Genomic DNA, 13,759 nt, shown 5'->3' with positions numbered 1-13,759 from the left:
GAGGTTGGTAATGGACATGTTGCACATACTTTTTTAGTAAATTGCACGACTACGTTAACACCTCAAGATACCAACTCTACAGCTAATTATCATAAAATAAGAATCATTTAGTAGTGAAAGTAAAAAGTTTAAATTGACTGATATGTAATCGGTATCAGAATGAGGTCTATTTCGGTTTGTATCAATACGGATGATTGTGTATTAATGCCAACAACCATTGCTAATGAACACGACGTGATGATGAAAACGGCAATCAAACATTTTGATATTGGTCAATGCCAAGCAGAAGAGTGGATTGAACGGATTCGTCAAAAGGGGGTAGATATTTTTGATTCAAATCATATTGATTGGACTAATATATCTGACCAATATTAAGTATCGTTAGTATAGCGAATAACGTTAATTTTCAATAAAGTTGATATGACAACAAAAGTTTCTAAATTAATTGGCAGATCGGTTACACGAAGTTGGAATTAATTCAAATTTCTTCTTCGTTATATAATCGCCTAAGTTTTTCGGTTCGTTGGATTAGTTTGTGACGGACGTGTTCAGGCTCTAAGCAGAGGCATTGATGCCCAAAACTCATTAATATACCGTAACTATAATCATCTTCGATAAAATCAAAATCGACTAGATATTTATTATCATCGAATGGATTTATATCTTTCTCATCACAATAATCTAATATGCGTTCTAAGATAGAGCTATCAATTAATAATTTTATTTTAAAGACTTTTGTTTTCATATCACGTTTAAATAAAGAAACCATGTCTGGAATCGATCTTTTGGTAAAATTAATGTCTGTTTTACGGACATTAGACATTTTCGATAATTTAAATAGGCGAAAATCATTTCTATTTAAGCAAAAAGCCTGTAAGTACCACTCTTTTTCTTTAAATAGCAGTTGATAAGGCTCAATTAATCGAGAAATCGTATCATGTTTAATTTTTACATAATCAAACGATAACAGTAATTGCTGACTCAACGCCACTTTAATAATCGCTATTTTATTATTATTGTTTTGTTTTAAAAACCAAGGAGATAAATCCACAGCAAGTTGGTTCAGCTCATTGCCTAAATCATTAAGTTCTTGCTGAGTTAAAAAGCTTTTAATTTTTTCTTGAGTAAGGGATTTTTCATTGTCACTTAAAATTGGAGAAGATAATAAATTCAGACCTTTTAAAAGAACAGTCACATCGTCTTTAGTAAATAGCCCTTTGCTGATTTTATAATCTTTTAAAATACTGATCCCGCCTTGACTTCCTGCATATGTGATGATCGGAATTCCCGCACGTTCAATAACTTGTATATCTCGATAAATGGTTCGCAATGATACATCTAATTTTTCCGATAATACTTTAGCGCTTATTCTATCTTTCTGAAGTAGTATCATAATGATAGTAATTATACGGTTAATTTTCATATTTTAAGTGTTGAAATAATTGATCTTAAATTTTTAATATGACATACAGTTGTCAGGGTTACCTCATCATAATATAGATAACATAATTTAAATATATTAATTTTTTTAATATCTATTACAAAAAGGTGACCAAAATGTTTAAACCAAATAGCGTTATTATTTATGTTAAAAACATCGATATCAGTACCGACTTTTACACAAAAATACTTGAACAAAATCCTATTGAAACCTATCCAGGATTTGCAGTTTTTTCATTAAAAGACGATTTTATTTTAGGATTACAACAAGCCGATCAAATCACACCTAAAGCACCGAATCATTTTGGTGGTTTTGAACTCTCTTTTAGTGATATAACAAAAGATAAGGTAGACGAAATCTATTTAACATGGAAAAAGCTCAACGTAAAAATAGAACTTGAACCTCAAATGCTTGATTTTGGATATACTTGTGTTGGCAATGATCCAGACGGGCATCGCCTTAGAATTTGCGCCACTGACACCTCAAAGTTTGAATAAAAGTGATGAAATAAAATTATAAAAACAATGATTATCTTTTTTTCATGAAAGATTTATATTTAAACTAATTTGGGTGATAGGAAGAATAGGAGCGGTGGAACACGCTCCTATATAAATAGAATATTCTAAATTAAATACTATTTGATATTTTATCTTGTTCTTCAAACCACATTTCGATGAAATCATCTTCTTTTGAAGATCTTTGATAAAGGGTACCTACAATAATTGCCCCGATAATAAAAAGTCCCGCAATAAAAGAAAAAACGCCTATTTGCATCAAAAATTCAGAATCTGTTTCTTCAAGTGAAAATATTATTGTTAAATAGATGCAGAACAAGAGTAATAAGCAACTTAAACAAGTTATGGTTGGATAGTAACCTTTTATGTTATCTTCTTTTGTCGGTGTATATGCCGTTTCATCGGATAATTGCATAATATTAATTGAATCTTTATTTTGCGTAGCAATGATTTGCCCTTTTTGCTCTTTAACTATACCATCTGCAGCGAGTGACAATGCAAGCCATGCATGACTATAATCTAACTTACCTAAATTTATCTCCAATTGATAAAATTTATTTGGTTCAAGTTTTATTCCGCTATTTGGATCAAATAATGTAGCTTTAAAACTGTGTAAAGCTGGAGATGGTAAATAGAGTGTCCATGCTTGGTTAATCTTTTCTCTTTGTACTTGTTTTGAATCCAAAAAGTACTCTAGATCTTTATTGAAATTAGTTAAATTTGTATTAAGGGAGCGGAATAAATTTATTTTCAAAGGGGATTGATTTAATACCTCTTCATCATTTGAAAACAATAGTGCACAACAATATTCAGTCACCTCTAATTGATTTTTAGTGTCAAATAATAGGTTAATTAATAGTATATTTTGAATTGAATTATCATCAATCCAATCATTAATCTTATCTATAGAAGGTATTATGTTGGAAAAAGTAATATTAGATTGATGAATATTTAGCTCATTGAGTTGACTATAAGTCATTAATACATTTTTTATAACTTCCAGGTCTTGATTAGTGTTTAAAAGAATTGTCACACTTGGAAGAATGTTTAATTTAGATTTCATTGGTAATAAAATCTTATCAAACAAATGTAATAATGGAGAACTGTCATTTTCTCTTATAATTGAAATGGGTATTACTTTATCTGGATTTATTGGAGAGTGTCCCTCAATTTTCATTATTTTTAAAGAGACATTATCAATTCCTGTAATATAATGGTAATCAATCAAATTAATTGAATTTTGGCACCAACTTTGCCAATTTATACGCATGTTTTTTAGATAGTTATTAAATATTAACGCATCAACTTTTTCATAAAAAAAGAAGCTGTATAAAAAACCTATCATAGACAAACCAAATAATATTGGCATAATAATAAAAAAAATGAAGATAAGATTAAATTGTGAGAACACAGCATCGTTATCATTCTGAACAATAACAATAAAAATGATATAAAATAAAAAACTAATCACAAAAATCAAAAAATACCCCCATTTTGAAAAATTCTTGGGTATTGTTTTGTCTTCAATATTTGGTAATTGCCATTTCATTAGTTGCATCCCACTTGTGTTAATGTTGATATTAATACACAGCCACATGCGGCATGACATCCTTCAACAGCAACTTGGCGTTCATGCATTAACCAAGTAGGATGCCCTTCAATAATCGGATTTATACCATGTCCTTTTTTCGGGCAAGATACACTGTCTCCCACTAAAGCAACAGGTATACCATCAAAATCAGCTCCAGATGCACTAATAACATTTCCACCATGCGAATGTGGATCACCTAACCGTATTACACCTTTCATAAATAAATTCCTTACTTATATTTTATTTACCTTTTTTCAGATCTAATTTCATGACGAATTTTGTCTTAATCTTGATATGGTTCAAGTTTGGGATTGCTTGCGTCAGCTATTTTCGCTATCCTTGCCAATACATCAACAATAGTCAACTGGACACTTTTATTGGATTTGTTGATATTAGAATTATTTTTCTGCCCCAATTTCACAACGAATTTTGTCCCAACCTTGATAGGGCTCAAGTTTAATATTACGCGCGCCAGTTATTCGCTCTATCCTTGCCAATACATCAACAATGGTTAACCTGACACTTTTATCGGCTTATTTGTTAATATTAGAATTATTTTTCTGCCCCAATTTCACAGCGAATTTTGTCCCAACTTTGATAGGGTTCAAGTTTAATATTACGTGCGTCAGTTATCCGCTCTATTCTTGCCAATACATCAACAATGGTTAACCTGACACTTTTATCGGTTTGAGTGTCAATATTAGAATTATTTTTCTGCCCCAATTTCACAACGAATTTTGTCCCAACCTTGATAGGGTTCAAGTTTAATATTACGCGCGTCAGTTATGCGCTCTATATAAGCGGGTTTATAATAAATTTCCCAATATCGCCCCAATAGTTGGACTTCTTTCAGGTGTTCACCTTTAAGGTATAAATCAATATTTTTTTTTGTGTTTACAACACCACTTAATGAATGAAAAGTTTGTTGAGGATATTTAAACATTTGCCAAAATACAGTATCCCCAAACAGTACATCATTTTTTAGAATAAAATAGCCTGTATTACCAGAAACGGTAACAGTATTAATAAAGCTTTCCATAGTCGATTTTTTAACATCATTAAATTGCAGGGTTAATGGTTTATCATCTACCCCAATAAAACGCTCGACTTGCTCACTTGGGTTAGCTGCAAAATCGGTCACCTCGCCAACATAAAAAGTTTTACCGCCGTCAATTGAAAACGGTATTGCTGACATATCGTCGGTTGGAATGCCAATATAGTCCTTACCTGGGTTGTAATAGTTAAATTTTGGTAACCTATCATGAGTAAAAAAGATTTTGTCGATACGCGTATGAATATTTTTGGCCTGATCGTGGTACCAAATTAATCCTTCACAGTTTTCACCTTGTAGCTCTAAATAACGATCTGCATCATAACGGTAAATAACCTGACGTTTTTCACTTAAATAATAAAACGAAGCTGTATAGTTGGGATTACTTGTTTTAATAACTTCTGGATAAATAATTTCATAACCTTCTCTTGGCTCAGGCATTGGAATATCCAGTCCCGTTGTTTCTTCATATCTTTCCGGTAAATTTGAACCAAAGTTAATGATAAAAGCCCATAAACCGCCAGGAATGACAATGCAACAGATCAACAATTTAATTAGTCTCTTTTTCATGCTTTACCTCGTCTGTGACGCCTAATAGATGGCGTAATTGGGCTTGTAATTTAATAAGTGGCGCATAACGGTTATAGACGGTTATCGATTGTTTTAAGCTAGGATCACACTGCCATCGCTGCCAACCAGTATAATTGGCAGGCATGATTGGCATAGTTTGAGGTTGATCCGTCCAGCGAAGTCCCATATATCTTATACTGCCTTCAAAAGATTTTTCACTGGTAGCTGAAATTATGGCAGAACGTGTACCGTAAGGTTTGGGTGAACGATAAATACTTCTATTTTTATCTTTTAAGAAAAATTGATTATTCATAACTATAATGTTTTCTATAGTATTATAAGTAGGTTGATAACTTCCCATACCCTCATACGTCTCAATATGAATGGTACGAAAAGAACGTCCGCCGTCTTGGGAAACATCTATAGCAGAATAATCACTTAAAGGTACAAAGATATAATCTTCAGGCATATGGGCAAAAGGCTCGGTTAAAACCTTTGCCGAGTGCCGAGCTAATTCGTAATAGATCTGCTTTTGATCATCAACATAGTACATTCGCCCTTGGCAACCATAGCCAGTAAGTTGAATAAATCGGTGCTCATCAAAACGAAACACAACTTGGGTAGGGGCTGTATATTTTACTTTATCTTCACCCGGTAAAGGGATGATTGCCAAAAAACAGATCAAAAAAACGCTGTAACTTAACCAACAAAAAAGATGCCAACGTTTAAAAAAACAAAATAGAAATAATGCTAAACTCAGTAGTAAATAACTAATCAATATCAGCATCAGTTACTCCTTATTAAGTCACGTGTGGGAAGTGGCCATTGTTTTTTCTTGTTTTTCTTGTTTTTCTTGTTTAGCTTTTTTAGCTTCTTTATTATGTCAGTTATATTGATTTTAACCTCTGCAGTGACTACAAAGAATGGCGATTTGCTGATGGGTATAGTTACTTTAGTTTCAAGCTCGACGTGGTAAAAATCATTGACAACTAATTCTTCACCTTCTGGCATATGCTTACTTGGGTAGTTCATAGCTCTTTTTAACTCTTTAGGTAGTTTACCGGATTTAGCATACTCAACAGTTTCGGAATCGGGATTGTAAGGGTTATGCCAGTCAGCCTGTGCCCGCCAACTGTTTAATGTTCCTTGATTGTTTGGATTGATTTCTTTAACGACCCCAATTGCCAAATCATAAGCCATAATTTTAGCTGGCACTTCCAGACTATTGGTTATGCCCGAATGGTGAGAACTGATATCTGCTTCATCGTCTACTTTTTTACCTATTTCGGTCTTAATTTGTTCTTGTGTTTTACAGTAGTTCACTGATATTTTATTTGCCATCCGAGGTATGTATCTTGCGGACTCTATGCCTCTATCCCATTCAGGATGATCGTCGAGCAATTTTTTTAATTGGAGTTTATTAGTAATCAAAGCAGATGAACTATCGAAGGGATATATTATTTTTTCAGGTATATAATCAGGCCGGTCAATTATCTGATTAATTACTTTTTTTTCAATATTTTCAAAAAAAAGGTTATCACTATTATATATATCATTATAATGGATGGCTCGGCTTAACGCTGTTTTTCCTTTTGGTTGATCTACTGTATAGATCATGGTTTCAGGAACGAGTTCACCATTTATAAATAATAACTTCGGTTCAAATTTTGCAGTACCAGTAATAATACGACCAGTTCTTAATTTAGAACATTGCGACTTCGCCTCAGACTCAAGCTTATCATAAGATACAGATCTATTTGGATATTTTTTAAAATTGTTATTTATTTGTTGTTTCTTACAGTCTGAATCTAAATTCTCAGCAACTACAATTTCATAATAAGCACTGGGAAAATATTTTTTAATTGTTTCTATGTTGTATGAAAAAAAAACTTTGACAGCATGACCATTTCGAGTATACATACCATAGTCAATAGATTCAGCTTTTTCAATAATAAGTTTCTCTGAAAATTTCTCTGATATTGATGCTAATTGTTCAGGAAGCAACATAACGTCTAATTCAATGTTTTTGTTATCAGACACTATAGCCTTTAAACGTTGTTTATAATCCTTTACACTAATATTACTCGGGTAATCTTTTTCAGTTATATGTAAGTAGCCCAAAACAGGTGATACATTTTTACCTATTGGATCATTGCCAGCAATATGTCCATGACTAAAAATTCGTTGTTTTAGATTTTGATTTTTACAATTAACAAAAATTTCCTCGTGTATACCTTGCCAACCCATGCCTTGAACATTCGATAATGATACCACTTGATCATTGGGACTAAAGTATTGATACACTTTACCAAAGTTATCACGATAAAATAGTTCTTTATCATCGCCAAGTCTATCATACTGTTTTTTAGTTCCATCCGCTTGGGTATAAATTTCATTATCATTAACTGTAGTATTAATTACCCCTGTTTTAATTAAATCGTCTAATTTAAAAAATTTACTCCTTCGAGCACCCTGTAAATTATACATTTGATCAACAAAATTAATAAATGTCTGCTCACGCCCATATTTTGATTGGACACCCATACCTAGATCTTTGGATGTTTCTTCAGCGTAGGTTGGTTCAAAAGCATAGGGTGAATGCGCTAAAATCACACAATCAGCAGGTAATGGTTTATCCTTATCATTGGCTAAAATCAGATTGGCTAACATGGTAATAATGGTGCCTTGACTGTGAGCAACAATATTAATTGGAATATCTTGACCTTCGGTATCCTTTCTAATCTGTTTGATTAACTTCGCCAAACGATGGGCGGCAAAGGCATAATAGATGCGATGTGGGTTATCATAGCTCACATCCCCCCCTAGTATTGGAGTAATTTTTTTTCCTACATATCCTAACAAACCAGCCATCCCTGGACCATACATATCGGGTATACAAGTGGTTGCATTGGCGAAAGGCCCACCATTACGTTGATAAAGGTAATCGATCCAGTTACCAAATTTGTCGCAATTAAGTTTATTGACCTCTATATTTTTGGTTTTGAAATGACAGTCGCGGTCAATCAAATAGCTATCGTAGGGTAATTCAGGATCTTCGATATTGTCATCCTGTAATCTTTTGCAATAGGCGATCAGTTCTTGTTTATAGGTATCTTCGTCAACTGGTCTGTATCCCCAAGTGAATGGAATGATAGGAGAATAACTTTTATGTTTAACTGTCTTAGGTGCAAAAGGTGGTTCTATCCGGCCAACGGTTTCTTGCCATTCTGTTAACATTTCTATTCTTGGTGAAAAATCATCAGCGCTTGTTTTCGCCCATCGCCACTTGTTAGGTTTTAAATCTTTACGCCCTAAGCGACGATTTAAACCTTTGCAAATCATTTTATCTAGATTTTCAAACGCTTCTCCTGCATCATTTACGCCATGAATTAATATTACAACACAGGGTAATGGACGAGGTGCATCTACATTACTTGTTAACATGGCTCCCGATTCAAGAGGAAGTCCTGTAGTACTAACCGAGATATTGTTTCCTTTTAAGTTATCAAAATCAGTCATAACTTATTCCTTTGTTAATATTTCTATTTTTATTTGTTCTAATTCTGTCATTGGAATGATTTCTGTTTCTCCATTCTCATCGGTTATACCATCTTGTGTACTTCCGTCATTGAAGTGGATACGATACGGTTGATTTTTTAGCACTTGTGAGGGTGAATCATTAAAGTGCAATTTGAATTTACGTGCAAGACTGCCTTTTTCAAATGAAGGTGCCGCTTCTTTTATACTTTCAGGACCACTGTAAGATAGTACTGCTGTTTTTTGTAATATGCTGGTTGGTGCTATCATTTCGATAGTGCCATTTTTGATACGAATTCCGCTACCTCCACTAAGCAGTAGCAGTTCATTTTGGGCATTAATGGTAATTTTACCTGCACAACTAGTGATAAACATATTTTTTTGGGCAGTTAATTCCATTTCATCGGATTGGGCTTGAATTTGAACTCGCCCTGAAGCAGCGATAAGTTTTATTCCTAACTTATGGGCAAAAATAGATATCATTTCACCTGCTGCCATAGAGAGCTTTTTAAAAATATTGATACTTGCATTTTTACCTGCGGTAGCAATAATATTTTCATTTGCAGCATGTTGAATGCTTCTGGGCGAAATTTGTGTGATCCCTTTTTCACCATGAATAACAACGGCTGATTCATGTAATTGATTACTGGCATCGAATAATGCTTGCTGTTCGGTTATTTCGGCTAGTTCAGCGCCACTCACTTTGCCACAACCGATCAAAGCATGAGATATATCAAGAGACTTTTCAATCTGTTTAATGGTACCTTTCATATCAAGCTGTTCACCAGTCGCTTTTTCTTGGCTTATGGTCGTAAGATAAACACCTTTACTGGCTCTTATTGCTCCAAACTCATCGGTCCTAAGTTCAAACCCTTCGCCACGCTGTTGCTTTTTATTATTTACTAAATGCCCAAGGTTAAGTTGCGTTTTACCGTATTCGGTGGCTAATTTGATGTGTTCTTGCTCACGCTTATCATCCATGCGCAGTTTATTATTGGCAGGTGTTCGAATTACATTACGGTGTTTGTTACTGGTCGAAACGTGATCAGGATTGCTACTGTCATGCATTGCATGAGCAATATAAGGTCTATCTGGATTGCCCGAAGTAAAACCTATCGCCACTTCTGTGCCGTCTATAAGCGGGAAGTGGAACCCATAAGTATCACCTGCATAAGGTTTAGCGAGTCTAACCCATAAGCTTTCTTCACCTTTCTTCCATTCGGTTAAATCAAAATCGAATTTAACACGATAACGACCTTGAGTATCAATGTAACCGTAGATATCATTGTCTGGGCTGGTGACTCTGGCTGGCAAGGTTCCACTTACCTTTGGCCAAGCAATTGGAGCAGGGCGATAAGGTTTTAATTCTTCGAATGGAATAGCTGTAAAATGGGTTTTGTAAGATGAGCTTCGGTCTGCATAACTCTGCGTCGATAGGATTATAATCCCTTTTTGAATATGGTTAATTGGACTTTCATCAATAATGATAATTTGCCCAGGCATTAATTGATAATCATTACACTCACCACGGATAATGATTTTATCACTGATGTAATATTCATGACGGATTTGCGCATACCAATGGCCACTTTCTACTGTGTTTGAACTACCTTTTTGCTTATAGTGTTCACCATAGCGGTAATCATTGCCATAAGTAGTGGTGTCCTTAATTTGGGTATTAACGTTAGATTTTAGATTACTCTCGGCGGCGCGATAATTATAATCATTAACTGATACTTGTTGTTGTTTGGTTTTACTTCTAAATTGTAAATTCCAAATACTGTTTTGTTGAATATCATTCATGCCGCTAGGCGGTTTAAAAGGCAAGTGTCCTGTATTATCAAATCCTTGTTCGTAATCACTGATAACCATGACATCACAAGAGTGCTGTACATGTGTTTCAAAACGAAACCAAATCCCAACATCGGCTAAAATACGCTGAATAAAAACAAGGTCACTTTCTTGCCATTGAGTAATAAATTCACGAGCAGGATAGGCGTTTTTCAGTTCTAGGCGATATTCAATACCAGTAAATCCATGGGAACGTAAAACATCTTCTACAACATCAACCACGCTTTTATTTTGATAGATAGCACATCGATGTTCATTGGCTAGTAGTGCCAAGCGTGAATTTAATATGACTTGATAACGAGCTTCATCTTTACTTACTGATATCAAGCTAAATTCAGTAATAACACCATATATTGTCCTATTTTGTGCTTGAGAGGTTAGCGAACTGAGTTGAACAAGTTGTTTTATAGAATTTGGTGCATGAAAGGTAAGCGAGGCAGGTTGATTAAGTATTGAGTTAATGTCGATTTGTTTATTGGTACTGGTAAATGTTATTTCGTAATGCCAAGGTACATTCAATGACTCTTGCCCATTAATGGAGTAAATTGAGAGAATTGTGAGTTCATCAAGTTGATCAATTGACAGGCTATAGTGATTGAGTTGACTATCAGTTGCTGATGAAGCAATTCCATTTATTAAAGCGGATATCCTATCCATTTTTGCCTCTTATACTTATCTTTACTTTTTTACATTAAACCATGTAAATTTGTATAAATAAGATACTTCAAAATAGGTTCTTGTCAATGGGTTAATTCAATAAATGTGATCATTTTTTGCAAAAAAATAGACTAATAATTGATATGATTTAGTTTTTTTATTATTCACGTCTTAATCCATGACATTAAAGAAATAGCTACAGGTCGCTTTGTTAAAAAAAACGGATTTCTAAATGTTTCTATTCATAATTTTTTGAGATGTAGAATTAATTTTAATTTTGGGTAATTATCGTTGTAATACCAATAATTAACCAAAACAAAAAATCGGTAAAATTAACATGAATTTTATAAAGTTCGGAAAGATTTATAGAAATTAATCTATAAAAAACAAGTATACTAATATGTGTTTTATCAAACAATTAATAGTGAAAAATCCAATCGTTTAATAATTTGATAACGAGTATACTTGTTGCTTGAAAGTAGAGAAAGATGCTTTTGCAAATGAGATAATATCCAAAAAAACCTCACCATAATTTTATTATTTTTGGTGAGATTTTTATTTATAAAAGACGATTTATTTTTCCAGTCCTAGTACCATTCGTCCATTTTTGGTTGCTACATTTACCACATTATCCAAATCGGTATAGCGGCAGCCGGTAACAAGTAGTTTAAGTTCTTCCCACATATTGCCTGTTGAAAATGGCAGCATATAATCACTAATATTATCGGTACCAATGGCAACGGGAATCCCGGCTGAGGCAAGTTCGTCAACGGGGGTGAGTGAGTTACGAGTAGGGCCTTGTTCTTCACGGCGTGGGCTATCAATCCAAGCAAATGGGCAAGCAATGACCATCATTTTTGCTTCTTTCATTTTTTGATAAAGTTTTTGACGATATTCCAAGCTGTGTGCAGTGATTGAAATACTGTGAATAGCAACGACACGACCATGCATACCATGCTCTAAAGTTTTATCGGTGAGTTGTTCGGTTTCGATTTCGTCTGATGAGTTAAATTGGTCAACGTGAACATGAACCATTTTACCCAATGATTTACCTGTTTGCATTAACACATCAAGATGTTTTAATCCCATTCCTTTGCCATGATCACGTTCATCTCGGCGAGGTAAGCCACCAATGATATCAACCAAATCAGCACCTTTATCAAACCAATAGCGAGCTTCTTTATCGATGACACCTTTAAGTGTTTGATTGACTAATTTAATGATAATGTCATCTTTGTATGTTTCACGAGCTCGAAGTGCGCCTCTAATAGCGCGTTCTTCAGCAATTGGGTCGATATCCACAAATGACCCCATTGCCGTTACACCTTGTTCAATCATACGCTCAACCGCCATACTAAAATGGCGATAGTAATCATCTTCACTCATTGATGCCTTAACTTTATCTAAAGTATCCCATTTTTCAATTAAGGTCTGTTTTTGGTACACATCAAAACTATCTACCGTTATGGTAAAAGCACGATCGGCATGCATATGTGAGTTAACCCAACCGCCATTTTGCTTTATTTTATTCATCAAATATGCTTTTAAACTTTGATCTCGACTGGTGGATAACATTTTTTTATTATCGGTCATAATGTGCCTCTATAATTCAATTACTTTTGGGATTTAATAAAAATGGTGGATAAAAAAATCCTCCATGAAGGAGGATTAAAAAAATCAACAATTGTGGACGAAAATATTGTTGATTCAAATTTAACATATCAAGCTAACCTAGACTGGTGTATAAAACTATTGGAATTCTAACCAAATTGGGGTTAATAGCAAGCTTAAAATTTTAAAAAATATCTAAATAAATGAAATGGTTAAAGTATTATTTTTTAGATTTTTTCGAGCCTAAATACAGGGTTTTTATAAGATGGTTTTGGGTCTATGGCAATTTTTAACATATAACTCTATATTTTATATAAAGATTTACTAGTCCAAAAATCGAGATATTTTTATGCTAAGTCAATATTTCAACTTTCAGATAAATATAGAAAAATTTATTGAATGTCTGCCATCATTTACTCGTGTGTATCCAATTTCTATGAGTAATCAATGATGAGTAGAAATAATTAAAAATAGACATCATGTTCGTAATCTCTTTTTACTAATCGGTAATTTTAGCTATACTCTTAATTTGATTATTTAGATTAAACATCAAGAGGTTTATATGAGCCATTTAAGTATTATCGCGACAATTACAGTTAAAACAGAATACTACGAAGCTTTTCAACCTATTTTAAAAAAACTTGTTGAAGAGAGCCAAAAAGAAGCAGGTTGCCTCCATTATGAACTTAATCAGAGTATTAGTAATCCTAATGTTTATGTAGTAATTGAAACATGGGCTTCTCAAGCGGCTATAGACAGTCATAACGCAATGCCACATTTTGTTGAGTTTGCTACGTTTGCCAAAGATCACGTAGATGGGTTAGATATTTGTGTAGCAAAACCTGTTAATTTCTAAAATCTTTTCAGGTTAACAATATATTTAAATATAAAAAAGCCACCGATACAATTTTTATCGGTGGCTTTTAAATGGATTT

12 protein-coding genes are annotated in these 13,759 nt (G+C 33.6%); 3 read left to right on the top strand and 9 right to left on the bottom strand.

Annotation, left to right across the window (positions count from 1 at the left end):
- Nucleotides 1–159 precede the first annotated feature (159 nt).
- Nucleotides 160–375, top strand: a complete 216-nt coding sequence (locus H3T96_RS06835) for a hypothetical protein (RefSeq protein ID WP_144091897.1) — start codon at nt 160–162, stop codon at nt 373–375.
- Between the two features lie 103 nt (nt 376–478).
- Here H3T96_RS06835 and H3T96_RS06830 read toward each other — a convergent pair whose 3' ends face one another.
- Nucleotides 479–1,423 carry a YafY family protein gene (locus H3T96_RS06830; protein WP_144091898.1) on the bottom strand — a complete coding sequence of 315 codons (945 nt, stop codon included), beginning with the start codon at nt 1,421–1,423 and terminating at the stop codon, nt 479–481.
- A 134-nt stretch (nt 1,424–1,557) separates the two neighbouring features.
- Here H3T96_RS06830 and H3T96_RS06825 point away from each other — a divergent pair, with 134 nt between their 5' ends.
- A complete protein-coding gene (locus H3T96_RS06825) occupies nt 1,558–1,938 on the top strand; it encodes a VOC family protein (protein ID WP_039126875.1) in 381 nt (126 codons plus the stop codon).
- A gap of 130 nt (nt 1,939–2,068) precedes the next feature.
- Here H3T96_RS06825 and H3T96_RS06820 read toward each other — a convergent pair whose 3' ends face one another.
- From H3T96_RS06820 to H3T96_RS06785, 8 genes are all read right to left on the bottom strand, one after another.
- On the bottom strand, nt 2,069–3,505 hold the full coding sequence (locus H3T96_RS06820) for a hypothetical protein (protein ID WP_144091899.1): 1,437 nt from the start codon (nt 3,503–3,505) through the stop codon (nt 2,069–2,071).
- Nucleotides 3,505–3,765, bottom strand: a complete 261-nt coding sequence (locus H3T96_RS06815; protein WP_039126882.1) for a PAAR domain-containing protein — start codon at nt 3,763–3,765, stop codon at nt 3,505–3,507. Before H3T96_RS06815 ends, H3T96_RS06820 begins: the two co-directional genes overlap by 1 nt.
- Nucleotides 3,766–4,099: 334 nt before the next feature.
- The gene (locus tag H3T96_RS06810; RefSeq protein ID WP_186279245.1) at nt 4,100–4,276 is read right to left on the bottom strand and encodes a hypothetical protein; all 177 of its coding nucleotides are present in this window, start codon (nt 4,274–4,276) and stop codon (nt 4,100–4,102) included.
- Nucleotides 4,254–5,168, bottom strand: a complete 915-nt coding sequence (locus H3T96_RS06805; protein WP_144091900.1) for a hypothetical protein — start codon at nt 5,166–5,168, stop codon at nt 4,254–4,256. The genes H3T96_RS06810 and H3T96_RS06805 overlap by 23 nt, the downstream gene beginning before the upstream one ends.
- Nucleotides 5,149–5,955 (bottom strand): hypothetical protein, encoded by an 807-nt coding sequence (locus H3T96_RS06800; protein ID WP_144091901.1) that lies wholly within the window; start codon nt 5,953–5,955, stop codon nt 5,149–5,151. Before H3T96_RS06800 ends, H3T96_RS06805 begins: the two co-directional genes overlap by 20 nt.
- On the bottom strand, nt 5,955–8,687 hold the full coding sequence (locus H3T96_RS06795; protein ID WP_144091902.1) for a hypothetical protein: 2,733 nt from the start codon (nt 8,685–8,687) through the stop codon (nt 5,955–5,957). The genes H3T96_RS06800 and H3T96_RS06795 overlap by 1 nt, the downstream gene beginning before the upstream one ends.
- Before the next feature lie 3 nt (nt 8,688–8,690).
- Nucleotides 8,691–11,213 carry a type VI secretion system Vgr family protein gene (locus H3T96_RS06790; RefSeq protein ID WP_144091903.1) on the bottom strand — a complete coding sequence of 841 codons (2,523 nt, stop codon included), beginning with the start codon at nt 11,211–11,213 and terminating at the stop codon, nt 8,691–8,693.
- 573 nt (nt 11,214–11,786) lie between these two features.
- Complete coding sequence (locus tag H3T96_RS06785) at nt 11,787–12,806, bottom strand: amidohydrolase family protein (protein ID WP_025315173.1); 1,020 nt, start codon at nt 12,804–12,806, stop codon at nt 11,787–11,789.
- Between the two features lie 580 nt (nt 12,807–13,386).
- Here H3T96_RS06785 and H3T96_RS06780 point away from each other — a divergent pair.
- Nucleotides 13,387–13,680 carry a putative quinol monooxygenase gene (locus tag H3T96_RS06780; protein ID WP_144091904.1) on the top strand — a complete coding sequence of 98 codons (294 nt, stop codon included), beginning with the start codon at nt 13,387–13,389 and terminating at the stop codon, nt 13,678–13,680.
- Nucleotides 13,681–13,759: the final 79 nt, after the last annotated feature.

It is taken from the genome of Gilliamella sp. W8136 (assembly GCF_016101285.1).
Lineage (GTDB): Bacteria > Pseudomonadota > Gammaproteobacteria > Enterobacterales > Orbaceae > Gilliamella > Gilliamella apicola_N.
This window is presented reverse-complemented; position numbering and strand designations above follow the sequence as displayed.